This window comes from Pseudomonas sp. 22082 (genome assembly GCF_052046055.1).
In the GTDB taxonomy this organism is placed as follows: domain Bacteria; phylum Pseudomonadota; class Gammaproteobacteria; order Pseudomonadales; family Pseudomonadaceae; genus Aquipseudomonas; species Aquipseudomonas pharyngis.
This window is the reverse complement of sequence record NZ_JBQEQB010000021.1, coordinates 112,900-138,609: the sequence shown is the minus strand read 5'-3', so window position 1 is coordinate 138,609 and position 25,710 is coordinate 112,900. Positions and strand designations below refer to the sequence as shown.

Annotated in this window: 20 protein-coding genes and 1 pseudogene; 12 read left to right on the top strand and 9 right to left on the bottom strand. The window is 59.4% G+C overall.

Translation table 11 applies throughout. The features are described 5' to 3' along the window. Positions 1–259: 259 nt before the first annotated feature. Positions 260–1,816 (top strand): TerC family protein, encoded by a 1,557-nt coding sequence (locus ACTJK9_RS22910; RefSeq protein WP_440816462.1) that lies wholly within the window; start codon positions 260–262, stop codon positions 1,814–1,816. Between the two features lie 12 nt (positions 1,817–1,828). Here the strand turns inward: ACTJK9_RS22910 and ACTJK9_RS22905 are convergent. Together ACTJK9_RS22905 and ACTJK9_RS22900 are read right to left on the bottom strand one after the other, a co-directional pair. Next, positions 1,829–1,993: pseudogene (locus tag ACTJK9_RS22905) on the bottom strand (non-hydrolyzing UDP-N-acetylglucosamine 2-epimerase); the annotation flags it as partial. Positions 1,994–2,167: 174 nt separating this feature from the next. Then, positions 2,168–2,599: a thioredoxin family protein gene (locus tag ACTJK9_RS22900; protein WP_221397458.1), complete on the bottom strand. Its 432-nt coding sequence runs from the start codon at positions 2,597–2,599 to the stop codon at positions 2,168–2,170. 203 nt (positions 2,600–2,802) lie between these two features. On the opposite strand from ACTJK9_RS22900, the gene ACTJK9_RS22895 reads away from it, so the two are divergent. From ACTJK9_RS22895 to ACTJK9_RS22855, 9 genes are all read left to right on the top strand, one after another. After that, positions 2,803–2,949: a hypothetical protein gene (locus ACTJK9_RS22895; protein WP_172829487.1), complete on the top strand. Its 147-nt coding sequence runs from the start codon at positions 2,803–2,805 to the stop codon at positions 2,947–2,949. A gap of 273 nt (positions 2,950–3,222) precedes the next feature. Beyond that, complete coding sequence (locus ACTJK9_RS22890) at positions 3,223–4,071, top strand: transporter substrate-binding domain-containing protein (RefSeq protein ID WP_007960245.1); 849 nt, start codon at positions 3,223–3,225, stop codon at positions 4,069–4,071. Positions 4,072–4,122: 51 nt separating this feature from the next. Further along, on the top strand, positions 4,123–4,785 hold the full coding sequence (locus tag ACTJK9_RS22885) for an amino acid ABC transporter permease (protein ID WP_059405928.1): 663 nt from the start codon (positions 4,123–4,125) through the stop codon (positions 4,783–4,785). Between the two features lie 9 nt (positions 4,786–4,794). Further along, a complete protein-coding gene (locus ACTJK9_RS22880) occupies positions 4,795–5,457 on the top strand; it encodes an amino acid ABC transporter permease (protein WP_007960241.1) in 663 nt (220 codons plus the stop codon). Next, positions 5,454–6,251 carry an amino acid ABC transporter ATP-binding protein gene (locus ACTJK9_RS22875; protein ID WP_085610448.1) on the top strand — a complete coding sequence of 266 codons (798 nt, stop codon included), beginning with the start codon at positions 5,454–5,456 and terminating at the stop codon, positions 6,249–6,251. The genes ACTJK9_RS22880 and ACTJK9_RS22875 overlap by 4 nt, the downstream gene beginning before the upstream one ends. Positions 6,252–6,282: 31 nt before the next feature. After that, positions 6,283–6,672 (top strand): RidA family protein, encoded by a 390-nt coding sequence (locus ACTJK9_RS22870; RefSeq protein ID WP_007912330.1) that lies wholly within the window; start codon positions 6,283–6,285, stop codon positions 6,670–6,672. Positions 6,673–6,912: 240 nt separating this feature from the next. Continuing rightward, positions 6,913–7,677, top strand: coding sequence for an IclR family transcriptional regulator (locus ACTJK9_RS22865; RefSeq protein ID WP_064597007.1), 765 nt, complete (start codon positions 6,913–6,915; stop codon positions 7,675–7,677). Positions 7,678–7,716: 39 nt separating this feature from the next. Continuing rightward, positions 7,717–8,937, top strand: a complete 1,221-nt coding sequence (locus ACTJK9_RS22860; protein ID WP_440816455.1) for an amino acid deaminase — start codon at positions 7,717–7,719, stop codon at positions 8,935–8,937. Then, positions 8,937–9,869: a sugar kinase gene (locus ACTJK9_RS22855; protein ID WP_440816453.1), complete on the top strand. Its 933-nt coding sequence runs from the start codon at positions 8,937–8,939 to the stop codon at positions 9,867–9,869. The genes ACTJK9_RS22860 and ACTJK9_RS22855 overlap by 1 nt, the downstream gene beginning before the upstream one ends. Positions 9,870–9,989: 120 nt before the next feature. Here the strand turns inward: ACTJK9_RS22855 and ACTJK9_RS22850 are convergent, their stop codons facing one another. Together ACTJK9_RS22850 and ACTJK9_RS22845 are read right to left on the bottom strand one after the other, a co-directional pair. After that, positions 9,990–10,265: a peptidylprolyl isomerase gene (locus ACTJK9_RS22850; protein ID WP_007952044.1), complete on the bottom strand. Its 276-nt coding sequence runs from the start codon at positions 10,263–10,265 to the stop codon at positions 9,990–9,992. A gap of 50 nt (positions 10,266–10,315) precedes the next feature. Then, the gene (locus ACTJK9_RS22845; protein ID WP_440816450.1) at positions 10,316–12,853 is read right to left on the bottom strand and encodes a PAS domain-containing protein; all 2,538 of its coding nucleotides are present in this window, start codon (positions 12,851–12,853) and stop codon (positions 10,316–10,318) included. Between the two features lie 128 nt (positions 12,854–12,981). Between ACTJK9_RS22845 and ACTJK9_RS22840 the strand changes: the two genes are divergently transcribed. After that, a complete protein-coding gene (locus ACTJK9_RS22840) occupies positions 12,982–14,094 on the top strand; it encodes a PilT/PilU family type 4a pilus ATPase (RefSeq protein ID WP_085610444.1) in 1,113 nt (370 codons plus the stop codon). Between the two features lie 218 nt (positions 14,095–14,312). Beyond that, the gene (locus ACTJK9_RS22835) at positions 14,313–18,176 is read left to right on the top strand and encodes a hypothetical protein (RefSeq protein WP_440816445.1); all 3,864 of its coding nucleotides are present in this window, start codon (positions 14,313–14,315) and stop codon (positions 18,174–18,176) included. 33 nt (positions 18,177–18,209) lie between these two features. Here the strand turns inward: ACTJK9_RS22835 and ACTJK9_RS22830 are convergent, their stop codons facing one another. From ACTJK9_RS22830 to ACTJK9_RS22810, 5 genes are all read right to left on the bottom strand, one after another. Next, complete coding sequence (locus tag ACTJK9_RS22830; RefSeq protein ID WP_440816443.1) at positions 18,210–20,168, bottom strand: acetoacetate--CoA ligase; 1,959 nt, start codon at positions 20,166–20,168, stop codon at positions 18,210–18,212. Positions 20,169–20,231: 63 nt separating this feature from the next. Beyond that, positions 20,232–21,005: a 3-hydroxybutyrate dehydrogenase gene (hbdH, locus tag ACTJK9_RS22825; RefSeq protein WP_085610441.1), complete on the bottom strand. Its 774-nt coding sequence runs from the start codon at positions 21,003–21,005 to the stop codon at positions 20,232–20,234. Positions 21,006–21,012: 7 nt separating this feature from the next. Next, positions 21,013–22,404: a GntP family permease gene (locus tag ACTJK9_RS22820; RefSeq protein ID WP_064596987.1), complete on the bottom strand. Its 1,392-nt coding sequence runs from the start codon at positions 22,402–22,404 to the stop codon at positions 21,013–21,015. A 274-nt stretch (positions 22,405–22,678) separates the two neighbouring features. Then, positions 22,679–24,094 (bottom strand): sigma-54 interaction domain-containing protein, encoded by a 1,416-nt coding sequence (locus ACTJK9_RS22815; RefSeq protein ID WP_085610440.1) that lies wholly within the window; start codon positions 24,092–24,094, stop codon positions 22,679–22,681. Positions 24,095–24,134: 40 nt separating this feature from the next. After that, positions 24,135–25,709 (bottom strand): ABC transporter ATP-binding protein, encoded by a 1,575-nt coding sequence (locus tag ACTJK9_RS22810; RefSeq protein ID WP_440816438.1) that lies wholly within the window; start codon positions 25,707–25,709, stop codon positions 24,135–24,137. Position 25,710 lies beyond the last annotated feature (1 nt).

The following is a 25,710-nucleotide window of genomic DNA, read 5'->3' as shown; positions in this document are numbered from 1 at the left end:
CCAGCTGTAGGAAAAGTCATCAGAGCCTGTACGCTTCAAGGCCTTTTTTCATTCAGGATTTGCATGAACACCCTCTCGGAGCCTCCCAGTTCTTCTAAAAAAACAACGTTCCCTTCGCGCCATTGCGCGGTCTTGACGCACTCGCAGCATCCGGTCTTCCGACTCCCGACTATCGTTGATGGCGCAGCCTTCGAGCTTTCGCGCCGCGCTTTGCCGTGTCCGGCAGCCTGAATTCACTGAAGAGAGACAGAGACAGATTATGGAATGGTTAGCGGATCCCACGGCATGGCTGGGCTTGTTGACACTGATCGTGCTGGAACTGGTACTGGGTATCGACAACCTGGTGTTCATCGCCATCCTGGCGGACAAACTGCCGCCGCATCAGCGCGACCGCGCACGCATCATCGGCTTGAGCCTGGCGCTGATCATGCGTCTTGGCCTGCTGGCGAGTATTTCCTGGCTGGTTACCCTCACGCAGCCTTTGTTCGAGGTGTTCGACAAGAGCTTCTCCGGCCGTGACCTGATCATGCTGTTCGGTGGTGTGTTCCTGTTGTTCAAAGCAACCATGGAATTGCACGAGCGGCTGGAAGGCCATATCGGCGAGCGTTCGACCAACACCGCTTATGCGCTGTTCTGGCCGATCGTGGCGCAGATCGTCGTGCTCGACGCGGTGTTCTCCCTGGACGCGGTGATTACTGCCGTGGGCATGGTCGATGAACTGGCGGTGATGATGATCGCGGTGGTCGTGTCCATTGGTGTGATGATCGTTGCCAGCAAGCCGCTGACCCGCTTCGTCAACGCCCACCCGACGGTGATCATGCTGTGTCTGGGCTTCCTGATGATGATCGGTTTTGCCCTGACCGCTGAAGGCCTGGGTTTCCACATCCCGAAAGGTTATCTGTACGCGGCCATTGGTTTCTCGATCCTGATCGAGATCTTCAACCAAATCGCCCGCGCTCGTCGCAAGCGCTCGATGCAGGGCTTGCGCCCGATGCGCGAGCGCACGGCCCATGCGGTGATGCGTCTGTTGGGTGGTCGCAAACTGGCGGCGGAAGAAGTCGGCGAGGAGATTTCCGACTTGCTGGACAACGGTGAAGCGCCGAGCGCGGAGCTGTTCGACCGTCGCGAGCGGGTGATGATCAGCGGTGTGCTGCAACTGGCCGAACGACCGATTCGCGCTCTGATGACGGTTCGCGCCGATGTCGATCACATTGATCTGGCGGACGACGCCGAGGCTATTCGCACGCGATTGATGCATTCGTCCTACTCGCGCTTGCCGCTGATTCGTAACGGCGCAGTGGATGAGCCGCTGGGCTTCGTGCACAAGAAGGAATTGCTCAAGGAATATCTGGCCGGCAACGAGCCAAACCTTGAACACCTGGCGCGCAAGACCGTCAATCTGCTGGACAGTTATTCGATCCTCAACGCACTGGAACAAATGCGTGCGGCCTCGACCCACATTGCCTTTGTGGTGAATGAGTTCGGTGACTTCGTCGGTGTGTTGACCATGACCGACATTCTCGAATCGATTGCCGGTGAATTGCCCGATGCCAGCGAAATCGCCGGCCCCGACGTAGTCGAGGAGCAGGGCGGGTACATCGTCAATGGTGCGCTGAACCTGACCCGCATCCGCGAGCACACCGGTTTTCGCGCCGAGCCGACCGAGGATTACCAGACCCTCGCCGGGCTGGTGATGAGCCTGCTGGATCGCCTGCCGATGAAGGGCGATCGACTGGAGCATGAAGGCTGGGGCATGACCGTAATGGCGGTCGAAGAACGTCGCGTGACACGGGTGTTGCTGGTGCGTGAGGCCTGACGGCCTCACTGATGTCAGTTCGAAGGCCTCCAGTACCTGAGTCAGCATCTCGCGATGCTGACCGGTGGAGCAGATGTTGAGTGTGATGTCGGGCCACTGACGCAGTATCCGGGCCAGCGGAGCCATTTTGATGGCCTCCGGGCGAGTACCGAAAACCATCATGACTTCAAAGGACATTGACCCTTCCTGGACGTAGCATGGCTGCGACCCGAGGGCCGGCAGCACTCATCTTTTTCTGAGAAATAAAGAAAAGCAGCCGGATGGGAGCTTGTCCAATCCGGTCTCGAGGCTAGTTGTTACAGATCAATAGGAGCGAAGGTGCAACTGCCTGATGGCGCTTGGATTGCACTTTCAGGAAAGGTTCCACCGTTTTGCGCGGTGGACGGTGCAGAGGGTGCGGAGGGTGTGACGCAGCCAGTTCAGGTCATGGGCCGATTTGCGCGGCGCAGCGGGGTGTCGGGTTTTGCCGAGGAATTGGGTGAAGTCGTGCAGGAGGGATTCTTCCGAACCGATGCCTTTCAGTTTTTTGACCAGAACGCCTTCCTTGTAGAACAACACGGTCGGTGTGCCCGTGACATCCGGATGTCGACACGACTGTGCGGTATCGAGCATGAAGATATCCATCCAGGCCCGAAAGGGCTTGGCGATCTCGAGAAAAACGGGGCTGGAAAACACGCAGGCAGCGCAATGCTCATTGAAGAAATACAGGACGACAAGACGCCTGGCTTTCAAGACTTTCCGGTACGTCGGGGGCAACGCTGAATATCGAGTCGGTGTCGTCATTGGAGCCTCCTGGTCAATGAGTCTGGAAGGCCTTTGAAGTTAAAGCAGGGCAAAACGGCGGTCTACTGTCAGAAATTACAGGTAGGTCCTGCAAAGGATGATTTCGTCCTACTTTGATGCAAGAGCATTCCCTTAGAAGACTCAGATCCGCGGAGGCCAGGCAGCTGGTATCGTTTTTCAGACATTTATCAAAGGAGCTCCTGATGGGCAGCGATGCAGGTTTGAAAGCAGTTTCCGTAGTACGAATCGATGAGGCACTTATGAATCGCCTTGAGGATCTGGAGCTGATAGCTCTCTGCAAGGAGCGGGAAAATGATCCGACCATAAAAGTTTCGATAGACGACCTTTGAGCTTGGTTCTCGGAGATAAACGCTGCCCCTGAATCGATCACCCGTGCACCGACTGGGAACCTGTTACCCGCATTGTTGTAGCCAACGGTAGCGCACGCTCCGCTCTCTCGCTGTTTCTCTATTTTTCCGTTTTACGTATCTCTTTGATTCCTGTGAATTTTCAAATGGGTGCAGATTCCCCGCGAATCCTGTGGCACACTTTCTGCTGTCTATTCCGTAGTAACAAACCGTGTTCCGGTATAGCGGAATAAACAATCCTCTGGAGTGCTTGCCATGCATCGCCGACCTTCCTTGTTCAAAGCATGTGTTTTTGTTCTCGCGGCTTCGTCCGCTGTCATGGGTATGGCCCAGGCGGCCGACAGCAAGCTCGACAGCGTCCTGGCCCGTGGAAAACTGATTGTGGGCACCGGCAGCACCAATGCGCCGTGGCACTTTCAGGGTGCGGACGGCAAGTTGCAGGGCTTTGATATCGACATCGCCCGGATGGTGGCCAAAGGTCTGTTCAATGATCCGAGCAAGGTCGAGTTCGTGGTGCAGTCATCCGATGCGCGGATTCCCAACCTGCTGACCGACAAGGTCGATATGAGCTGCCAGTTCATCACCGTCACCGCCAGCCGTGCGCAGCAAGTGGCGTTCACTCTGCCGTACTACCGCGAAGGCGTCGGCCTGCTGCTGCCGAACAACAGCAAGTACAAGGAAATCGAAGACCTGCAGGCCGGGGGCGACGGCGTGACCGTGGCCGTGCTGCAGAACGTGTACGCCGAGGAGCTGGTGCATCAGGCGCTGCCCAAGGCCAAGGTCGATCAGTACGACAGCGTCGATCTGATGTATCAGGCGGTGAACTCCGGTCGCGCCGATGCCGCCGCCACCGACCAGTCTTCGGTCAAATACCTGATGGTGCAGAACCCTGGCCGCTACCGCAGCCCGACTTACGCCTGGAGTCCGCAGACCTACGCCTGCGCCGTCAAACGTGGCGATCAGGACTGGCTGAACTTCGTCAATACCGCCCTTCATGAGGCCATGACCGGCGTTGAGTTCCCGACCTACGCCGCGTCGTTCAAGCAATGGTTCGGCGTCGATCTGCCATCGCCTGCCATCGGTTTCCCAGTCGAATTCAAATGATCCCGTGAGAGTGGGGCGCCCTGATGCGCCCCGCTCAAGGTACTGCCGACCATGAACTATCAGTTGAACTTTGCCGCCGTGTGGCGCGATTTCGACACCTTGCTGGCGGGGCTCGGTCTGGGCCTCGAACTGGCGCTGGTGTCGATCGCCATCGGCTGCGTGATCGGCCTGCTGATGGCGTTTGCCTTGCTGTCGAAGCATCGCGCCTTGCGGGTGCTGGCATCGGTGTATGTGACGGTGATCCGTAACACGCCGATTCTGGTGTTGATTCTGTTGATCTACTTTGCGTTGCCAAGCCTGGGGATCCGGCTGGACAAGATCCCGTCGTTCATCATCACCCTGTCGCTGTATGCCGGGGCGTACCTGACCGAAGTGTTCCGCGGCGGTTTGTTGAGCATCCCCAAGGGCCAGCGTGAAGCCGGGCTGGCCATCGGTCTGGGCGAGTGGCAGGTGAAAGCCTACGTCACCGTGCCGGTGATGTTGCGCAACGTGCTGCCGGCGCTGTCGAACAACTTCATTTCGCTGTTCAAGGACACCTCGCTGGCCGCTGCGATCGCGGTGCCGGAGCTGACCTATTACGCGCGCAAGATCAACGTCGAGAGCTACCGGGTGATCGAAACCTGGCTGGTGACCACGGCGTTGTATGTCGCGGCCTGTTACCTCATTGCCATGCTGCTGCGTTACCTCGAGCAGCGTCTGGCAATCCGCCGATAGGAGGCTGCGATGTACGAATCCCCCAGTTGGTTGCATGAGTTGTGGATTGCCCGTGAAGCCTTGTGGCAAGGCTTTCTGACCAGCGTGCAGGTGTCGGCGCTGGCGATTCTGTTCGGCACCGTCATCGGCGTATTCGCCGGGCTGGTGCTGACCTACGGCAAGTTCTGGATGCGCGCGCCGTTCCGTTTTTATGTCGATCTGATTCGCGGCACCCCGGTGTTCGTGCTGGTGCTGGCGTGCTTTTACATGGCACCGGCGCTCGGTTGGCAGATCAGCGCGTTTCAGGCCGGTGCACTCGGGCTGACGCTGTTTTGCGGCTCCCACGTCGCCGAGATCGTGCGCGGTGCGTTGCAGGCATTGCCACGCGGGCAGATGGAAGCCGGCAAGGCCATCGGCCTGACGTTCTATCAGTCTCTCGGTTACGTGCTGTTGCCGCAGGCGCTGCGGCAGATCCTGCCGACCTGGGTCAATTCGTCCACGGAAATCGTCAAGGCGTCGACCTTGCTGTCGGTGATCGGCGTGGCCGAGCTGTTGCTCAGCACCCAGCAGATCATCGCCCGGACGTTCATGACCCTGGAGTTTTATCTTTTCGCCGGTTTTCTGTTCTTCGTCATCAACTACGGCATCGAATTACTCGGCCGGCATATTGAAAAGCGGGTGGCCCTGCCATGACTCAAGCTCAAGTTTCCAACCTCCAGAACGCTCAGCCGCTGCTGGACATCCGTGGCCTGCACAAGCAATACGGCGCGGTCGAAGTGCTCAAGGGTGTCGACCTGAACATGCAGCGCGGCAACGTGGTGACGCTGATCGGCTCCAGTGGCTCGGGCAAGACCACGCTGCTGCGTTGCGTGAACATGCTCGAGGAATTTCAGGGCGGGCAGATCCTGCTCGACGGCGAATCCATCGGCTATGACGAACTCAACGGCAAACGCGTGCGCCACCCGGAAAAAGTCATTGCCCGTCATCGGGCGATGACCGGCATGGCGTTTCAGCAATTCAACCTGTTCCCGCACCTGACCGCGTTGCAGAACGTCACGCTCGGCCTGCTCAAAGTCAAAAAGATGCACAAGGACGAAGCCGTGGCCCTGGCCGAAAAATGGCTGGAGCGGGTCGGTCTGCTGGAACGGCGCAATCACTTTCCCGGCCAGTTGTCCGGCGGTCAGCAGCAGCGCGTGGCGATTGCCCGGGCGATTGCGATGAACCCGAGCCTGATGCTGTTCGACGAAGTCACCTCGGCCCTCGATCCGGAACTGGTCGGCGAAGTGCTGAACGTGATCAAAGGCCTGGCCGAGGACGGCATGACCATGTTGCTGGTGACCCACGAAATGCGTTTTGCCTTCGAGGTATCGGACAAGATCGTTTTCATGAATCAGGGGCGCATCGAAGAGCAGGGGCCTCCCAAGGAACTGTTCGAGCGTCCTCAATCGCCGCGGCTGGCGGAATTTCTCAAAAGCACGCGGTTCTGACTTTTCACTTTTTCAATCAGGAGAAACACCCATGAGCATTACTCGTTACGGCACCGGCAGCACCGCCGCTGGCGGCCAGCCGCGTCCATTCGCCCGCGCCGTTGAAGCCGATGGCTGGCTGCATGTTTCCGGGCAGGTGCCGGCGGTGGATGGCGAGATCATTGTGGGCGGCATCGTCGAGCAGACGCACCAGACCATGAAAAACCTGATCGCGATTCTCGAAGAAGCCGGTTATGGCCTGGAAGACGTGGTACGTGCCGGCGTGTGGCTGGACGATCCGCGGGATTTCAGCAGTTTCAACAAGGTCTTTGGCGAATACTTCAAGCCCGAACACGCACCGGCCCGGGCCTGTGTGCAGGCAAGCATGATGGTCGACTGCAAGGTCGAGATCGACTGCATTGCGTACAAGAAGAAGGCTTGAGTGATGTGGCGTCGCTGAGGCCGTAGCCCCCTCACCCTAGCCCTCTCCCCCAGGAGAGGGGACTGATCTCTATCGATGCAGATTGTTGTGCCAGACGATGGCATTTGCATCGATACGGTCAGGCTCCCTCTCCCTCCGGGCGGTCCGACGTTTCGGGAGGGGGGGGGAGGGCTGCGATCCAACTGACACAACGCCAAGGGCCAGTTACCATCCCCGGCATCTTTTATGGGAACCACTGAAATGACCGAAGACACCATCAAGCGCCGGGCACGCGGTCTGGACCGGGCGTTCGATATCCTCGATTTCCTCAAGGAAATCGGCCAGCCACTGCGCCCCAACGACATCGCCAACGGCATCGGCAGCCCGAAATCCACGGTCTACGAACTGGTGGCGTCATTGCTCGAGCGGCGGATCCTGGAGCCGGTGGGCAAGGATGGTCACGTCTATCTCGGTCGTCAGCTGTACTTCCTCGGGCAGGCGCATTTGCGACATTTCGACCTCAGTCGCGAGGCCGATCACGCGTTGCAGGAGATCGTCAGCCAGACCCGGGAAACCGCGCAGATGTGCCTGCTTAACGGGCGCAAATACACGGTGGCGCTGATGAAGGAGGGCGAGCGGCATTTCCGCATTTCTTCCGATATCGGCGAAAACGCGCCGATCCCGTGGACCGCCTCGGGACGCCTGCTGCTGGCGCACTTGAGTGACCAGCAGATCAGCGATTTGATCGACCCCGAGGACTTCATCCTGCCGGATGGCGAACGCCTGCCGATGGAGACGTTTCTGGCGGAAATCCGTCAGGCTGGCATCGACGGTTTCTTCTCCTTCGACAGTGTCGCCGACACCTTCACCCATTGCTTCGCCGCCCCGGTCAAAGACCCTCAAGGCGTGGCCATCTGCACCCTGTGCATCGTCGCCCCGCGCGCCGATGCCAAGACCCATTACAACGACTATCGCCGGGTCTTGATCGAGAGCGCCAACAGCCTCGCCCGGCGAATCAACGAATAACCGCGCCTGCCTGCGGGCGCGACTGTGAGGAGTTCGACCATGACGACTGCCAACAACACTGCTGCCGTGGAAAAGGGCGATGCCGCCGTCGGCGCGCAACTGGTGCGTGACATCAGCCTGCCGGCGCTGGTCCTGCACCGTGAAGCGCTGGAACACAACATCCGCTGGATGCAGAAATTCGTCAGCGACAGCGGCGCCGAACTCGCGCCCCATGGCAAGACCAGCATGACCCCGGCGCTGTTTCGTCGTCAGCTCGACGCCGGCGCGTGGGGCATCACCCTGGCCAGCGCCACCCAGACCCGCGCCGCTTACTCCCACGGCGTGCGCCGGGTGTTGATGGCCAACCAATTGGTCGGCACGCCGAACATGGCGTTGATTGCCGACCTGCTGGCGGCGGATTCGGGCTTCGATTTCTATTGCATGGTCGATCACCCGGACAACGTTGCCGATCTGGGCGCTTACTTCGCGTCGCGTGGCTTGCGGTTGAACGTGATGATCGAGTACGGGGTGGTCGGTGGCCGTTGCGGTTGCCGCAGCGAGCAGGAAGTCATCGAACTGGCCAAGGCCATCGGCGCGCAGCCGGCACTGGCCTTGACCGGCATCGAAGGTTACGAAGGCGTGATCCATGGCGATCACGCCGTCACCGGCATCCGTGAATTCGCCGCCTCGCTGGTGCGTCTGGCGGTGCAGTTGCAGGACAGCGGCGCGTTCGCCATCGCCAAGCCGATCATCACCGCGTCGGGTTCGGCCTGGTACGACCTGATTGCCGAATCGTTCGAAGCGCAGAACGCTGGCGGGCGTTTCCTCAGCGTGTTGCGTCCCGGCAGTTACGTGGCGCACGACCATGGCATTTATAAAGAGGCGCAGTGCTGCGTGCTCGATCGTCGCAGTGACCTGCACGAAGGGCTGCGTGCGGCGCTGGAAGTCTGGGCCCACGTGCAGTCGATGCCGGAGCCTGGCTTTGCCGTGATTGCCCTGGGCAAGCGTGACGTGGCGTTCGATGCCGGGATGCCGGTGCCGTTGCTGCGTTACAAGGCCGGTGTGCTGCCGGCGGTGGGCGACGATGTCGGTGCCTGCAAGGTGACGGCGGTGATGGACCAGCACGCGTTCATGACCGTGGCGCCGGGCGTGGAATTGCGCGTCGGCGACATCATTTCCTTTGGCACTTCCCACCCGTGCCTGACCTTCGACAAGTGGCGCGTAGGGCTGCTGGTGGACGAGCAGTTGTCGGTGATCGAAACCATGGAAACCTGCTTCTGATGAACATGCTCAGTGCATTGGGTCCGAACACCCCGCGCATCGCCCTGATCGGCGAATGCATGATCGAACTCCAGCAACGTGCCGATGGCAGTCTGCAACAGAGCTTTGGCGGTGACACGCTGAACACGGCGGTCTATCTGTCCCGCGCCATGGGCGACAAGGCGCAGGTCGATTACGTCACGGCGTTGGGTGATGACAGCTTCAGTGATGCGATGTGCCGCAGTTGGGCGGATGAAAACATTGGCCTGGATCTGGTTCAGCGCTTGCCTGGTCGTTTACCGGGCCTGTATTGCATCCAGACCGACGCTGCCGGGGAGCGCCGCTTCCTTTACTGGCGCAACGAAGCCGCCGTTCGCGACTGCTTCACTACGCCAGCGGCCGCACCGATTCTGGCGGAGCTGCCGGATTATGACGTGTTGTATTTCAGCGGTATCACGCTGGCGGTACTCGGCACACAGGGCCGTGAAAAAATGATTCAAACCTTGATCGAAGCCCGTCAGCGTGATGCGCGAATCGTCTTCGACAACAACTATCGGCCGCGACTGTGGGCTTCAGTGGAGGCGGCGCGGGCGGCGTATCGCAGCGTGTTGCCCCATGTCGATCTGGCGTTGCTGACGGTGGACGACGAGCAGGCGCTGTTCCATTTCGAGGACTGTGACGCGGTGTTTGAAGCATACGCGCAGATCGGCACGCCGGAAGTGGTGCTCAAACGCGGCGCCGAAGCCTGTCTGATCCGTTGCGACGGGGAGGCGTTCGAAATCCCGGCGCAGAAGGTCGAGAAGGTGGTGGACACCACGGCGGCGGGGGATTCGTTCAGTGCGGCGTATCTGGCGAGTCGTTTGCTTGGGGGCAGCCCGGCGGAAGCGGCGCAGGCCGGCCATCTGCTAGCGAGCCAGGTTATTCAAGTACCCGGAGCTCTGATTCCGAAGTAATCGGTGACCGATTGCCGGGCAATCGGATCGTGAGCAGGCTCGCTCCCACAGTGATTGTGTGTCGTTCACGATTTTTTTGTGGGAGCGGGCCTGCTCGCGATTGGCCCTGAAGCCAAACACTTAATCGCGGTAAAACACCTGCACCAGGTGATAACCGAACTTGCTCTTGATCGGCCCGTGCACCGTGCGCAGCGGCTTTTTGAAGATCACCGCATCGATCGCGCCGACCATCTGTCCCGGCCGCACTTCACCCAGATCGCCGCCGCGCTTGCCGGACGGACAGGTCGAAAACTTCTTCGCCAGCACATCGAACGCTTCACCATTGGCGATGCGTTGTTTGAGTTTTTCAGCCTCTTCGGCGGTCTTCACCAGAATATGGCGGGCTTGGGCTTTCATCGTGCAATACCTGTAGCGGGGTGACGGCGGGGCGCGGATTATGCCTCAAGTCACGGGGTTTGGCTGGTCATCGTGCGGATCTTGCCGGCCAGCTGTTCGATGGAAAACGGTTTGGCGACCATGTCCATACCGTCTTCGAGGAAGCCCTGGCGTTCGGCGGCTTTCTGCGCGTAACCGGTCATGAACAACACTTTGAGCCCCGGACGATGCTGGCGGGCGATCTCAGCCAGTTGCCGGCCGTTCATGCCTGGCAGGCCGACGTCGGTCACCAGCAGGTCAACCCGCATGTCCGACTCCAGCAGCGGCAGGGCACTCCTGGCGTCTTCGGCCTCATGGGCGCGATAACCCAGCTCCTTGAGCAGGTCCATCACCAGCATGCGCACCGCCGGATCGTCCTCGACCACCACCACGGTTTCGCCGGTCGCGGGGGTGGGTGTCTCGCTGACCGTTTCCGCCAATGGCTGCTCAGGTTCCGGCGCGTGGAGGCGCGGCAAGTACAGCCGCACGCAGGTGCCCTGGCCAGGCAGGCTGTCGAGGCTGACGTGTCCACCCGATTGCTGGGCAAAGCCATAAATCATCGATAACCCGAGCCCGGTGCCTTGCCCGATGGGTTTGGTCGTAAAGAACGGATCGAACGCCTTGGAGCGCACCGAAGGCGTCATGCCGGTGCCGTTGTCGCTCACCGCGAGCATCAAGTAGTCACCGGCCTTGACCGGTTCGAGGGTGGTGATGTCGTTGCCGTCGAGGTAGACGTTGGCGGTTTCGATCAACAGCTCGCCGCCGTCGGGCATAGCGTCGCGGGCGTTGATCACCAGGTTGAGCAGGGCGTTTTCCAGTTGGCTGACATCCGTACTGACGGACCAGACATTGTCGGCGAGGCGCAACTTGAGCTCGATCGGATCACCCTTGGTGCGGCGGATCAGGTCTTCCAGCGAACGGATCAGTTCGTTGACGTCGAGGGTCTTGCGATCCAGCGACTGGCGCCGGGAGAACGCCAGCAGACGGTGGGTCAGTGCCGCCGCGCGGTTGGCCGAGGACACCGCCGCGTCGGTGAAACGGCCGATCTCATCGGCGCGGCCATTGGCGATGTAGCGCTGCATCAGGTCGAGGCTGCCGATGATTCCGGTCAGCATGTTGTTGAAGTCGTGGGCGATGCCGCCGGTGAGCTGGCCGACCGCTTCCATTTTCTGCGCATGGCGCAGAGCGTCTTCGGCGCGTTCGCGTTCGAACATCTCGTTCTGCAAACGCTGGTTGGCCTGGGCCAGTTGTTCGGTGCGCGCACTCACGCGTTCCTCAAGGGTTTCATTGAGGTTGCGCAGGGCTTCTTCGGTCTTTTTACGTTCGGTCTCGTCGATCACGAAGATGTAGAAACCGTTCACCGCACCGTCCGCGCCGTGGCGCGGCAGGTAGTTCATCAAGGCATGCCGCTGGCTGCCGTCGCGGTGCGGCGTGTACAGGCTGAACGAGCAAGGGCGGCCGGCGAGGGCTTCGGCGATGTACGGCGCCCGCAGGAAATAGGCCTCTTCGCCGATCACCTCACGGATCGTGCGACCGTACAGCTCTTGAGGCGTGAGCCCGTACCAGTCGAGGTACGCGGCGTTGTTCAGGCGAAAGCGTTCTTCGTGGTCGACATAGCTGATCAGGATCGGCATGGCGTTGATGATCAGTTGCAGCTCGGTCTGGCTTTGGCGCAATGCCTGTTCGGTGTGCTTGCGCTCGGTCAGATCCAGCGCGGCGCCGAGAAAACGCATCGGCCGGCCATGATGATCCTTGTAGCAGCGCCCGCGGGCGAACACCCAGCGCAGCTCGCCATTGGCTTGCAGTAACCGGTATTCCTCGGCGTATTCGGTGCCGTGGGTGATGCAGTGCTTGATGCTGCGGGCAATCATCGCGCGGTCTTCGGGGTGCACGCCTTGCAGGTATTCGCTGATCGGCAACTGACCGGCCAGCGCCGGATCGACACCGTGCAACTGGGCGAAATGCGCGTCGGCGATGAAGCGGTCTTCGCCGATGTCCCAATCCCAGGTGCCGACCGCATCGGTGGCTGCCAGCGCCAGTTGCAGGCGCTCTTCGCTTTCGCGCTGGGCCTTGAGACTGTCTTCCGAGCGTTGCTGCAGTTCCAGGGCGATGCGCCGGCGTTCGTTGGTTTCAATGGCGGTGACCAGAATGCCAGCCACTTGCGCGCTTTCATCGCGGATCGGGCTGTAGGTCAAATCCAGCCAGAAGTCGGAATCCTTGCCGTCCCGTTGCAAGGTGAAGCGCCGTTCGCTGTAGGTTCGCACCTGGCCTTGTAGGACTGCGCTGTAAATCGGGTCGGTAAAGTCTCGAAGTTCCGGCCATATCTGGTGTGCCGGCTGTCCGAAAGCGTGCGGATGCTTGCTGCCGGCCAGCAGCGCAAAGCCGTTGTTGTAGATCTGGGTCAACTGCGGACCCCACAACAGCAGCATCGGCATCGGCGAGTGAATCACGATGTCCACCGCGGTGCGCAAGCTCTGTGGCCAGGTGCCGGCCGCGCCCAGCGGGCTGCGGCTCCAGTTGGTGCGGGCAATCAATGCCTGGGCGTCGTTGGTGTTCGGTACAGCGTTCATCACATCAATCCTGAGCATCGGTCGGTGAGGCGGCGTCTACTATCCTAGTGCGGTAGACGCTGTAAGGCCCGTTGCGTCACGACGACGGGCCTTGCGATTCATTGAAAGCTTCACAGGTGTTTCTTGCCATGGAAATCGACGCACTGCTCAAACTGCTGGCGAGCCGTCACGGTTCGGATCTGTTTCTTTCCACCGGTGCACCACCCAGTGCGCGGTTCGACGGGGTACTGACGCCCTTGAGCGACCAGCCCTTCAAACCCGGCGAGGTGAGCAGTGTCGCCGCCTCCCTGATGGACGCCGAGCAGCGCCGTGAGTTCGACCGGGATCTGGAAATGAACCTGGCGATTTCTCGAACGGGTATCGGCCGCTTTCGGGTCAATATTTTCAAACAACGCAACGACGTGTCGATTGTTATCCGTAACGTCAAACTCGACATTCCGCGATTCGAAGACCTCAAATTACCGCCAGTGCTGCTCGAAACGGTGATGCTCAAGCAGGGGTTGATTCTGTTCGTGGGCGCTACCGACTCCGGCAAGTCTACCTCCCTGGCGGCGCTGATCGATCATCGCAATCGCCACAGCAGCGGGCACATCATCACCATTGAGGATCCGGTGGAGTATATCCATCGACACAAGAAGTCGATCATCAATCAGCGCGAAGTCGGGGTCGATACACGTAGCTTTCATGCGGCGCTCAAGAACACGTTGCGCCAGGCTCCGGACGTGGTGCTGATCGGCGAGATCCGCGACCGCGAGACCATGGAGCATGCATTGGCGTTCGCCGAAACCGGGCATCTGGTTCTCTCCACATTGCATGCTGTCAACGCCAGTCAGGCGCTGGATCGAGCCGTCAATTTATTTCCCGAGGAGCGGCGTCCTCAACTGATGCACGCCTTGGGCAACAACCTCAAGGCTCTCGTGTCCCAGCGTCTGGTACGAACCGTCGATGGGCAGCGGCGCGCGGCCGTGGAAGTGATGCTGGGATCGCCGACGATTGCCGACCTGATCAAGAACAACCAGTTGGACGATCTGAAAGTCATCATGGAAAAGTCCGGAGAACTTGGTATGCGCACCTTTGACAGCGCCCTGCATCAACTAGTGATTGAAGGTGCAATCAGTGAAAACGAAGCGTTGAAAAATGCTGACTCGGTCAATAACTTGCGTCTTTTACTGAAGTTGAATGAGCAGAATGTACGTGCCGACAAAACGTCTTCGGAAAGTTGGGGGCTGCTTGATGAATAGCCGGTAACTGTAAAAAATGTTTTCCTTAAGGTCTGGCAATTTTGAAGAATAAAGAGCGTTGTGCTGGTTTTGTTATTGTGTTTTTGAGGTTTGCATACTTTTGAATGGTTCTGAAAAATTAACTGACATCGTAAAGATCGATTTTAAACAGCATTTGCCTGAGTCTGTTTAAAGGTTATTTGCCTGTTTTTTTGTCAGATATTTTTTAAGGATTGTTTATGAGAATTCAATGGAATGCTTCTGCTGTCTCGATAACAGGAGCGGATGTAAAACGTTTGGCAGCTGATTGTGAGGAGAAACTATTAGTTATAGAGCGACTGAATAAGGATGTCGGCAAGTATGGCGAGACCGATGATGTTCAGCTGGATCTGTCAGGCAGTTTTTTTAACATGGTCAAGGGCTCGTCAATTTACAATCTGCATGCACCGCTGGCTGGCCGCATCGAGGAACTGCAGGAGCGTGCATTCATACAGGACGTTATCAATGCACTTGCTATCGAAACCTATAGCCACGCCGCCTTGACGGAAGAGGGTGAACTGCTGATTTTTTCCAAAGGTAAGCTGCTGCCCCCGTTGCCGCTGTACGCCACCCTCGACCAAGACCGCAATGACTTGGACTTGTTGGCGCGGTGCGCGGCGCAGACAGGTGGAGTGATCTGGGACACCAATGAAGGGTCGCTGGAACAATGGCTGAAATTCTATGAGTTCGATATTCCTGCCACTGTGGGCGATTGCAAAAAGCTTATCGAGCATCTAAGCCTTGAAGAATTTGATCCTTGGTTTGGGAATTATTGGGGGCAGATCAGTGGCGAAGATGAGTTGTCCGCCGTTCTGACAGATGCAGAAAAAAGTCGCATCAAGGCTTTTACAGCTACTTTATTAACCCATGATGTCCGATTGCTGGACAAGGTATACAAGGGCGCCGCAAGCGCGTTGGCAGGAGCCAATGGTGATAATGGATGGTTGATAGAGCAAATGTTGTTTCACGAGGACACTCAACTTCTGGCGAAAAAATATATCCAGGCACTGGATTGGTATGGCGCCGATGACACAGGCTCCATGGGGTCGGAAGAACTGGGTCAATTGATGTTGAGCGCCATCATTATCGATCTGGATTCAACTGAGGGCTCTGCCAACAGAAACGTTATTTGTGGGTTTGATCTTTACCAGCCCGCTAACTGCGATCTGCATCCTTATGCAGTCTTCAAAGCCTTCGAAAATCATTTGATTACTACAAGAAAAGTGTCCCGGGAAGCCGCCGCTTTGGCCGCCCATATCATGCTCAGTGATCAGGCACCGGAATTTCTGGTGCAAGGCATCAGCGAAGATATGCTGGTCGGCTCTGTCGGCTGGATCAGCTTTTGCAGTGCGGTGGCGACCCTCGAGCTGAAAACCAAAGGGCTGGCCCGTGTAATGGATGCCAGCAAAATCCAAGTGTTTGGCAATATGGAACCGCCGAGCAAAGCCTTGCGTGATCTACGAGCCATTGCGGTCATTGACCCGGTGCTCGATTGGGGGCTTATCAACGGCATCATCACTCATGACGCCTTGGCTGCGGACCCTCAGAGCGCATCGAATGTGGTGTTTGGCCATTATGAAACGCACATGAAACTGTTAGCCCGGACAGCCGAGGTGCTGGCCAGACCATTGCCTGACAAAATGACCTGCGCATTGCAAGAGTTGAAAAGAGCCCTTCCGGGATGCGATTTCCTGGAGAAGGACGTTCTTTTTGAACAGCGAGTGCGTGATGCGGGCGAGGTGCCTGCACCATCGTTCGCGTTGGACATACGGCCTGTACTGGATAAAGTGACCAAACCCGATCCGAAAGCCAGATCAATGGTTGAAATCCATGCTTCGGGAGAACTTACGAGCCGGCAGTGGGACCTGATGAATCAACCCAGCATCTTCAGACAGTTCGGCGCGCCGATATACGCGTTGGCGCCGATCAAGCCCTTTGTCATCAAGGAGGTTTCGCGGTGGTATGACAACCTGAAAGGTGCAATGACCACCACGTTGAAGCTGGCCATTTCCAGAATGCCTTCGGCGGATCGTCGGGTATTTCTGAACGGTGATGTCAGTTTCTTCACCCTGCGACCCTCCGTCGGTATTTATCACACGCCGCCGGTGTCCACACAGAATGGCTTGACGGGCGCCGCGTCAGTTTCCAGGACGGTGCTGTCGGAGACTCAGCAGGCTCGAGATGAAGCGACCGGCCGTTACGGCGTTGTCATGTGTGCCTTGAAGGGCGGCAATGAAGTGCTCTGCTATGAAGTACTCACCTTGCAGGGTGTGTGTCGCAAAAATGAACGACTGGCTGAACTGGTCCGCCTTTGCGGTGCCATGAACAAGGCTTCGCGTCTGGACTATGACGGGAATCTGAAAGCGTACGTGCCGGCAGCAGCGGTATTGACGCTGCCGACGGACCTGGGGTGTTTCACCGAAGGGCGCAGAAGCGCCAGTGCCAACGACAGTCGCGGTGTCATCGACAAACTGGGAACACTGCGCAAAATAAATCGTTCGGCCGAATACAACGGTACTGCCTATCAAAGTTTTGACGACGTTCAATTAACGGCGCTGGCAGCCTTTATCGTCGATCATCATCCGCCAGCGACCTACAAGGATGTCGAATCCGTCGCATTGCTGCCGACGCCGCTGGAAGAAGAAAGGCAACGTCTGGAGAAACTCGGGGAGTACGTTCTGAATCTGGTAGTGCCTTTCAGAAGCTGTATCGCCGATCTGACCTCCGGTGACAAGGACCGTATCGCCAGCGGTGTGTTTGGTTGCGTCATGGATGCTATCGGACTGCTCGGAACCGCTGTTGGCGTCGCCAGCAAAGTGATGAGCGTGATCGCGCGTTCGGTGTCGACTACGGCTAAGGTTGCCAGTCTGGCCAGGTTCGCCTTGAGCACGACGATTTCGGTCTTCAATCCACTCGATGGCTTTGGCGCGATGGCCAGAACCGGCGGCAAACTACTGGGACGAGGTGGTGCGCGGCTTGTTCGAAATGGTGTGAAAACCCTCACGTCCGCCAGGTTCCAGTTGCGTCGAATTGTGGGCCATGCAGCGTCTGTCGATCTGTGGCAGGCGAGTGATTACGCAAGACTGTGCCAGGGCAGCTGGCGGCCATCGGCTACGTCGGCTCAAGTACTGAATGTCCGGGCGCTCAAGCAAGGTACTCACTGGTTCGCAATCAACCGATCAGGGCGGGCCTGGGGGCCGAAGCTGAGTCATTTCACTTTTGCCCATGCGTTGCGACCCCATCAGTCCTTCCGAAGATTGCCGGATGCCTATACCGGCCATATCATCGGCAGAGCCTTGCCCAGGGCCTCCAGCAAGGTCGATGGAGCCTTGAGGGCTCTGATCAATAATGTCGATCAGCTCAAGACCGACCTGGTAGCCGGTTTGCTGTTCGGCACCAGTGCCAGGGGGCGAGACAACATGCTGACGTATCTCAAGTTAATCAAGACCGATTTTGACGGCTTTTCAGTCGGCAACTGCTTTCTGCAAGCGGTTCAGGAGGATGGCCGAACGATGCTTGTCGACTCCGCGCTTTACCTCGCGTGGAAGCGGGCGGGCATGCCTGCCTCCGAGACTCATCGGTTTATGAAGGTGTACGGAGAAAATCTGCAGGATCATTTCCACAATGCACATATGAGTCCCAACGTCATTGCCGATGACCTGATTCATGAAGTCATTAAAATCGATCCGAAATTCCGACAGCTTGCAATTGCCCCCATGAAGCCGGCAATCGAGGCCGAGCATTATAAGTTGGACGTCGCACCGTTGATTAATCTGGCGCGGGGTCACGCGCGCGTCCCGACGAGTATCCAGGCCGATGCCGGTGTGGATGCGAGCCGGGGCAGTTTCAAAGCATCGAGCGGCGAAGGCGCGTCGGGAAAATACGACAAGAGTCGCGCCCTGGAGAATGCCGATACCTACGCCGTGATGACCCTGTTGTTGGATCAGGCGTCGGGTGAGTACAACTGGCGATTCCGTCGCAACCTTGAAACCCTGCAGAGCGCCGTGACGGCCAGCAACGGCGAGCAGATTGAAGGAGAAGTCCTGCTGGCGTTCGACCTTTGATCGCTGGGGCATCCACTCAGAGGATGCCCCATTTCACTGACCAGTCAGTTCTGGTCGATCCCGAAACTGCTCCAATGCTTCGGGGTTGGCCAAGGCATCCGTGTTTTTCACGGGCTCACCGTGCACGACATTGCGAACCGCCAGTTCAACCACTTTGCCGCTGATCGTGCGTGGAATGTCGGTGACTGCAACGATCTTTGCCGGCACATGCCGCGGCGTGGTGTTGGCGCGGATCACCTGGCGGATCTGCTGTTGCAGTGCCTCATCCAGCGTTACGCCTTCCTTGAGACGCACGAACAGCACCACGCGCACGTCGTCCTGCCACTGCTGGCCGATGGCGACGCTGTCCAGCACTTGCGGGACTTTCTCCACCTGGCGGTAGATTTCCGCCGTGCCGATACGCACGCCACCGGGGTTGAGCACGGCATCGGAGCGGCCGTGAATCAGCATCCCGCCGTGGGGAAGTTGTTCGGCGTAGTCACCCTGGGCCCAGACCCCGGGGAACTGGCTGAAATAGGATTTGCGCAGCTTTTCGCCGTCGGGATCGTTCCAGAGTCCGATCGGCATCGCCGGAAACGGTCGGGTACACACCAGCTCACCTTTTTCGCCAACCACCGGTTGCCCGGCGTCGTTCCACACTTCCACCGCCATGGCCAGACTCTTGCCCATGATCTCGCCCCGGCGAACCGGCGACATCGGGTTGCCGTTGACGAAGCAGGACACGATGTCCGTGCCACCGGACATCGATGACAGGCACACATCTGGTTTGAAGTCGCGATAGACGAAGTCATAACTTTGCGGCGACAGCGCGGAGCCGGTGCAAAGCAGGGTTTTCAGGTGGGTCAAGTCGTAGCTTTCGCGCGGTTTGATGCCGCTGCTTTCCAGGGTCGCGAGGAATTTCGGGCTGGTGCCGAACACGCTGACCTGTTCGTCGTCCAGCAGCTCCAGCAACCGCTCGTTGTCCGGGTAAAACGGTGAGCCGTCATACAGCACCACCGCGCTGCCCACCGCCAGCGCCGAGACCAGCCAGTTCCACATCATCCAGCCGCAAGTGGTGTAGTAGAACAAGCGGTCGCCGGGGCCGAGGTCGACATGCAGCCCGTGTTCCTTGACGTGTTGCAGCAGCACGCCGCCGGTGCTGTGCACGATGCACTTCGGCACGCCAGTGGTGCCGCTGGAATACAGCACGTACAGCGGATGGTCGAACGGCACCGGGACGAAGTGCGGCTCATCGTCGGGTTCATAGAAGTCGTCCCACAGCGTGACATTGGCGGGGGTGCGGTAATCCGTGGCCTGGGCATGAGTTCGTGCGTAGGGCACGATGATCAGCTGTTGCAGGGAGGGCAGCTGTTCGAGGATTTCGTTGATCTTGACGGTCTGATCAATCTCTTTGCCGGCATAGCGGTAACCGGCGCAGGTGATCAGCACTTTGGGCTCGATCTGGCCGAAACGGTCGATCACGCCGTGGGTGCCAAAGTCCGGTGACGAGCAAGACCAGATCGCCCCCAGGCTGGTGGTCGCGAGCATCGCCACCAGGGTTTGCCAGGTGTTGGGCATGCAGGCTGCAACCCGGTCGCCGAGCACAACACCGGCCGCTTGCAGGCTGGCCTGGAACCCGGCGACTTGCTGGGCCAGTTCGGCCCAGCTCAGCAGTTCACGCTGGCCGTTTTCCCCGATAGCGATCACGGCGATGGCATCGTCGCGGCGACTCAGCAAGTGTTCGGCGAAATTCAGGGTGGCGCCGGGAAACCATTCGGCGCCCGGCATTTTCAGGCCTCCACGCAGCACGGCGTCCGGCTGGGTGTGAAAACTGATGCCGAAGAAGTCCACGATCGCCTGCCAGAACGCTTCGCGCTGGTCGATGGACCATTGATGCAGGGCCGGGTAATCGTCGAGCTTCAGGTGGTGGCGCTGATTGATGAAGCGCCGAAAGCCGTCCATGCGGGACCGGGCAATGCGTTTGGCATCGGGCTGCCAGAGAATGTCGGACATGGTTTGCCTCTTATTGTTGGTCAGAAAGCTCCCACTGCAATGTGGGAGCGATCAGTTGCAAGCTTACTGCGCCAGCCACCCGCCATCGATGTTCCACGCTGCGCCACGCACTTGGCTGCCGGCCTCGCTGCACAGAAACAGCACCAGCTCACCCAGATGTGCCGGGGTGACGAACTCCAGCGACGGCTGTTTCTCTGCCAGCAGGTCGTGTTGCGCCTGCTGCGGGTCGACACCTTTGGCCGCGCGATCGTCGATCTGCTTCTGCACCAACGGCGTCAGTACCCAGCCCGGGCAGATGGCGTTGCAGGTGACATTGCTGGCGGCGGTTTCCAGGCCGACCACCTTGGTCAGGCCGATCACGCCATGCTTGGCCGCCACATATGCGGCCTTGCCGGTGGACCCGACCAGACCGTGCACCGAAGCGATGTTGACGATCCGTCCCCAACCCTTGGCGCGCATGCCCGGCAGGCTCAGGCGAGTGCTGTGAAACACCGATGACAGGTTGATCGCAATGATCGAGTCCCAGCGCTCTACCGGAAATTCTTCAACTGCCGCGACGTGCTGGATACCGGCGTTGTTGACCAGAATGTCCACGCCGCCGAACTCGCGCTCGGCGTAGGCGACCATGTCGGCGATCTGCGCAGGGTCGCTGACGTCTGCCGGGTGATGGCCGACCTTGCCGCCGAACTGTTCGACTTCGGCGATCACCTTCGACGCGTCGCCAAAACCGTTGAGGATCAGGTTGGCGCCAGCCTTGGCCAGCGTCAGGGCGATGCCCAGTCCGATGCCGCTGGTGGAACCGGTAACCAGTGCGGTCTTGCCAGAAAGAGTCGTCATCAATACCTCACACAATGCCAGTGGCGTAGAAAGTGCCGATCACCACGAAAACCGCCAGGGTCTTGATCAGCGTAATACAGAAAATGTCCTTGTAGGCCTCACGGTGAGTCAGGCCAGTGACGGCGAGCAGGGTAATCACCGCGCCGTTGTGCGGCAGAGTGTCCATGCCGCCGCTGGCCATCGCGGCCACCCGATGCAGCACCTCCAGCGGAATGTTGGCGGCATGGGCGGCGCTGATGAATTGTTCGGACATCGCTGCCAGCGCGATGCTCATGCCGCCCGAAGCGGAACCGGTGATACCGGCCAGCAGGGTCACGGTGATCGCTTCGTTGACCAGCGGATTGGGAATGCTCTTGAGCCAGTCGGCCAGCACCAGAAAACCCGGCAACGAGGCGATGACGGCGCCGAAACCGTATTCCGACGCGGTGTTCATCGCCGCCAGCAACGCACCGCTGACTGCACTTTTGCTGCCTTCGGCGAGTTTGCTGCGAATCGCCTGAAAGCCGAACGCCAGCACCATCAGGATGCCGACCAACAGGGCTGCCTGCACCGCCCAGATCGCCGTGAGTTTGGCGATCTCGGTGGTGACCGGCGCGGTCATGCCAGGCAGCGCGAGGCTGTGGGTCTTGCCGTACCACTGCGGAATCCATTGGGTGAACAGCAGGTTCATGATCCCCACCGCCAGCAGCGGCGACAGGGCAATCCACGGGTTAGGTAGTTTCAGGTCTTCGGCGGTTTCCGGTTCGTTGCGCAGTTCGGTGCCGTAGCCCTCACCGGCGCGCTGAGCCTTGTTGCGCTGTCGCTGCAAGAACAGCATGCCGGCGCAGAACACGAAAATCGTGCCGATCACACCCAGCCACGGCGCCGCCCACGCGGTGGTGTTGAAGAAGGTGCTGGGAATGATGTTCTGGATCTGCGGCGTACCGGGCAGGGCGTCCATGGTGAAGGAAAACGCGCCGAGGGCGATGGTCGCCGGGATCAGGCGCTTGGGGATGTTGCTCTGGCGGAACATTTCCGCTGCGAACGGGTAGACCGCGAACACCACGACGAACAGCGAAACGCCGCCGTAGGTGAGCAGGGCGCAGACCAGCACGATCACCAGCATTGCCTGGCGTGTGCCGAGCAGACGAATCGCTGCAGCAACAATCGAGCGGGAAAACCCCGACAGTTCGATCAGCTTGCCGAACACCGCGCCGAGCAGGAACACGGGAAAGTAGAGTTTGATGAAACCGACCATCTTCTCCATGAACACACCGGTGAACGCAGGGGCGACGGCAGACGGGTCGGTGAGCAGGACGGCGCCGAGGGCGGCGATCGGGGCAAAAAGGATAACGCTGTAGCCACGGTAGGCCGCGAGCATCAGCAGCGCGAGGGCTGCCAAGGCGATGATCACACTCATGGTGTGCTCCTTCGATTGTTATTTTTGTGGGTGGAACGGGTGCGGGGAAGGCTTTAGCGAGATTTGTGCCAGATGATTAAGTTGTTGAAATAAAAGGAATTAGTTTGATTTTTGGTGGCGGTCTTTGGGGTTTTGTCTCGGTTTGGAGACTTCTATGACTGAGAGGACGCTTTCGCGGGCAAGCTCGCTCCCACAGTTGAACNGCATTCCCCTGTGGGAGCGGGCTTGCCCGCGAAGCTTTTGATTTTGTCTCTTTATTGGGATTTAAGTCTCTTTACTGAGACTCGGCGATCCCCAGCGCAATCATTTTCTTGTAAAGCGTCGAACGGCCCAGTCCCAACCGCTCAGCCGCCTCAATCACCTTGCCCCCGCATTGCGCGAGGGTGGATTGAATCAACTGCCGGTCAAACCGCTCGCGGGCCTGACTAAAGGTCTCGTTTATTGTTGGCTCTGACACAGGCGCCAGTGTTCGCTCAACCGGTGTAAACGTGCCAATCGCCGCCCGAATGTCATCCGCCGTCAGCATCAGGTCATCACTGAGCAGCGCCGCTCGCTCCAGCACGTTGCGCAATTCGCGGATATTCCCCGGCCAGGCGTGCTGACCCAGTAGCTCAAGCGCTTCACGGTTGAGTTCGTGCTGACTGCGCAGCTCTTCAAGAATCGCCTCACTGAGCGCCGGCAGATCATCCAGCCGCTCCCTCAGCGGCGGCACCTGAATCGGAAGCACGTTGAGCCGGTAATACAAATCCGCGCGGAATTCGCCGCGCTTGATCGCCGCTTCCAGATCCGTTGAGGTCGCGGCGATCACCCGAACATCGCTCTGAATCACGTCGTTGGAGCCTACAGGCTCGAATTCCTTTTCCTGCAACACCCTTAGCAATTTGCTTTGCAGCGGCAGCGGCATGTCGCCGATTTCGTCGAGAAACAGCGTCCCGCCCTGGGCAATCTGCAACTTGCCGGTGCGGCCCTTGCGGTCGGCGCCGGTGAAGGCGCCCGGTGCTGTGCCGAAGAACTCAGCTTCAAGCAACGCTTCGGGAATCGCCGCGCTGTTGATGCTGACGAAGGCCTTGTGCGCCCGTGGCGAAGCACCGTGGATGGCCTGTGCCAGCAACTCCTTGCCGCTGCCGGTTTCGCCCAGCAACAGAACCGGTGACTCAGCACTGGCGCTGCGACGGGCACGACGTTTGACTTCAAGGCTGGCAGCGCTGGTGCCGATGAAGTGGGCGAAGTTGTATTTGGTCTGCCGGGCGCGCAGCAGCGAGCGGGTCGAGGCCAGTTCTTCCTGCATGCTCAGGTAGCGCTTGAGCATCGGCGACAGCGTGCGCAGTTCGTCGAACAGGGCAAAACCGATGGCGCCGATCACCGCGCCGGCGTCGTCATGGATCGGCAGGCGCATCACTACCAGCGGTTCTTTCGGGGTGTCCTGCATGTCCAGCAGAATCGGCCGCCCGGTGCGTACCACCTCGCGCAGCAGGCTGCCGGGGATCACGCTTTCGCAGGGTTTACCGATGGCCCCGGCGGCGGAGTCGAGACCGAAGCGCCGGGCGTAGCGCTCGTTCATCCAGACGATGTTCGCATCGCGGTCGACAATCACCGTGCCTTCACTGGATTGCTCGATGATCTCGAACAACGAACGGATCGCCAGCGTGCGGACCCGTTGGTAATCCTTGAGGCTTTCGGTGGTGTTCATGGCGGCGTCCATTGGCGGAAGTCAGGTGGCGCGATTATGCCTATCCCGGATGCGCCGCCGCCAACAGCTCTTTGGTATAGGGATGCTGCGGTGAGTCGAACACGTCATGGCTGGCGCCGCTTTCGACCACTTTGCCGTCCTTGATCACGATCATGTCGTGGGCCAGCGCCCGCACCACAGCCAGGTCATGACTGATGAACAAATAGGTCAGGCCGTGTTTTTCCTGAAGCTGGCGGAGCAGGGCGACCACCTGTTTCTGCACGGTACGATCCAGTGCCGACGTCGGCTCGTCGAGCAGGATCAGCGCCGGTTTGAGCACCAGCGCCCGGGCGATGGCAATGCGCTGACGCTGGCCACCGGAGAACTCATGGGGGTAACGATGGCGGCTTTCGGGGTCGAGGCCCACTTCCTTGAGCACGCGGATCACCTGATCGTCGCACTCGTCGGCGGTGGACTGGCAATGCACCTCCAGCCCTTCGCTGATGATCTGCGCCACCGACATGCGCGGGCTGAGGCTGCCGAACGGATCCTGAAACACCACCTGCATCTGCCGGCGCCACGGTCGCATCTGCTTCTGGTCGAGACCGTCGAGTGCCGTGCCCTGGAAGCGAATGCTGCCCTTGGAGTCGAGCAGCCGCAGGATCGCCTGACCGAGGGTCGACTTGCCCGAACCGGACTCGCCGACGATGCCCAGCGTCTTGCCACGCTGGATGTTCAGGCTGATGCCGTCCACCGCGCGCAGGTATTGCTTGCGCTGGAACAACCCGCCGCCGACCGTGAAATCCACCTGCAGGTCATCGACTTCGAGCACGTTTTCGCGTTCGTCCCGCGGGAGCGCTTCGCCTTCCGGTTCGGAGTTGAGCAACACGCAGCTGTAAGGGTGTTTCGGTTCGGTGAACAGGGTTTCGCACGGCGCCTGCTCGACGATTTCCCCGGCCTTCATCACGCACACCCGTTGGGCGATGCTGCGCACCAGATTGAGGTCGTGGCTGATCAGCAGCAGCGACATGCCAAGGCGCCGTTGCAGGGACTTGAGCAGCAACAGGATCTTGCGCTGCACGGTCACATCGAGGGCGGTGGTTGGCTCGTCGGCGATCAGCAGTTCAGGTTCGCAGGCCAGGGCCATCGCGATCATCACCCGTTGGCGCTGGCCGCCGGACAGCTGATGCGGATAAGCCTTCAGCCTTTCTTTCGGTTTCTGGATGCCCACCAGTTCCAGCAGTTCGAGGATCCGTGCCTGAGCCTCTTTGCCGCCGAGGCCACGGTGCAGCAACAGGGTCTCGCCAATCTGCTTTTCAATCGTGTGCAACGGATTGAGCGAGGTCATCGGCTCCTGGAAAATCATGGCGATGCGGTTGCCCCGCAGGTCGCGCAGGGTCTTTGGGTCGGCGCCGACCAGTTCCTGCCCACGATAACGGATGCTGCCGGTAGTCCGGGCATCGCATTCAGGGAGCAATTGCAGGATCGAATGAGCCGTCACAGACTTGCCCGAGCCCGACTCGCCGACCAGTGCCAGGCACTCGCCGGGGCGGATGTCCAGGCACAGGTTGCGCACCACGGTCTGGCCATGGAAGGCGACGCTGAGATCACGGATTTCGATCAGGTTGTCAGTCATA

What these genes read in the sequence shown, in the direction of transcription:
- ACTJK9_RS22910 (WP_440816462.1), top strand. Translation starts at nt 260, where the DNA reads ATGGAATGGTTAGCGGATCCCACGGCATGGCTGGGCTTGTTGACACTG.
- ACTJK9_RS22900 (WP_221397458.1), bottom strand. Translation starts at nt 2,599, where the DNA reads ATGACGACACCGACTCGATATTCAGCGTTGCCCCCGACGTACCGGAAA.
- ACTJK9_RS22895 (WP_172829487.1), top strand. Translation starts at nt 2,803, where the DNA reads ATGGGCAGCGATGCAGGTTTGAAAGCAGTTTCCGTAGTACGAATCGAT.
- ACTJK9_RS22890 (WP_007960245.1), top strand. Translation starts at nt 3,223, where the DNA reads ATGCATCGCCGACCTTCCTTGTTCAAAGCATGTGTTTTTGTTCTCGCG.
- ACTJK9_RS22885 (WP_059405928.1), top strand. Translation starts at nt 4,123, where the DNA reads ATGAACTATCAGTTGAACTTTGCCGCCGTGTGGCGCGATTTCGACACC.
- ACTJK9_RS22880 (WP_007960241.1), top strand. Translation starts at nt 4,795, where the DNA reads ATGTACGAATCCCCCAGTTGGTTGCATGAGTTGTGGATTGCCCGTGAA.
- ACTJK9_RS22875 (WP_085610448.1), top strand. Translation starts at nt 5,454, where the DNA reads ATGACTCAAGCTCAAGTTTCCAACCTCCAGAACGCTCAGCCGCTGCTG.
- ACTJK9_RS22870 (WP_007912330.1), top strand. Translation starts at nt 6,283, where the DNA reads ATGAGCATTACTCGTTACGGCACCGGCAGCACCGCCGCTGGCGGCCAG.
- ACTJK9_RS22865 (WP_064597007.1), top strand. Translation starts at nt 6,913, where the DNA reads ATGACCGAAGACACCATCAAGCGCCGGGCACGCGGTCTGGACCGGGCG.
- ACTJK9_RS22860 (WP_440816455.1), top strand. Translation starts at nt 7,717, where the DNA reads ATGACGACTGCCAACAACACTGCTGCCGTGGAAAAGGGCGATGCCGCC.
- ACTJK9_RS22855 (WP_440816453.1), top strand. Translation starts at nt 8,937, where the DNA reads ATGAACATGCTCAGTGCATTGGGTCCGAACACCCCGCGCATCGCCCTG.
- ACTJK9_RS22850 (WP_007952044.1), bottom strand. Translation starts at nt 10,265, where the DNA reads ATGAAAGCCCAAGCCCGCCATATTCTGGTGAAGACCGCCGAAGAGGCT.
- ACTJK9_RS22845 (WP_440816450.1), bottom strand. Translation starts at nt 12,853, where the DNA reads ATGAACGCTGTACCGAACACCAACGACGCCCAGGCATTGATTGCCCGC.
- ACTJK9_RS22840 (WP_085610444.1), top strand. Translation starts at nt 12,982, where the DNA reads ATGGAAATCGACGCACTGCTCAAACTGCTGGCGAGCCGTCACGGTTCG.
- ACTJK9_RS22835 (WP_440816445.1), top strand. Translation starts at nt 14,313, where the DNA reads ATGAGAATTCAATGGAATGCTTCTGCTGTCTCGATAACAGGAGCGGAT.
- ACTJK9_RS22830 (WP_440816443.1), bottom strand. Translation starts at nt 20,168, where the DNA reads ATGTCCGACATTCTCTGGCAGCCCGATGCCAAACGCATTGCCCGGTCC.
- hbdH (WP_085610441.1), bottom strand. Translation starts at nt 21,005, where the DNA reads ATGACGACTCTTTCTGGCAAGACCGCACTGGTTACCGGTTCCACCAGC.
- ACTJK9_RS22820 (WP_064596987.1), bottom strand. Translation starts at nt 22,404, where the DNA reads ATGAGTGTGATCATCGCCTTGGCAGCCCTCGCGCTGCTGATGCTCGCG.
- ACTJK9_RS22815 (WP_085610440.1), bottom strand. Translation starts at nt 24,094, where the DNA reads ATGAACACCACCGAAAGCCTCAAGGATTACCAACGGGTCCGCACGCTG.
- ACTJK9_RS22810 (WP_440816438.1), bottom strand. Translation starts at nt 25,709, where the DNA reads ATGACTGACAACCTGATCGAAATCCGTGATCTCAGCGTCGCCTTCCAT.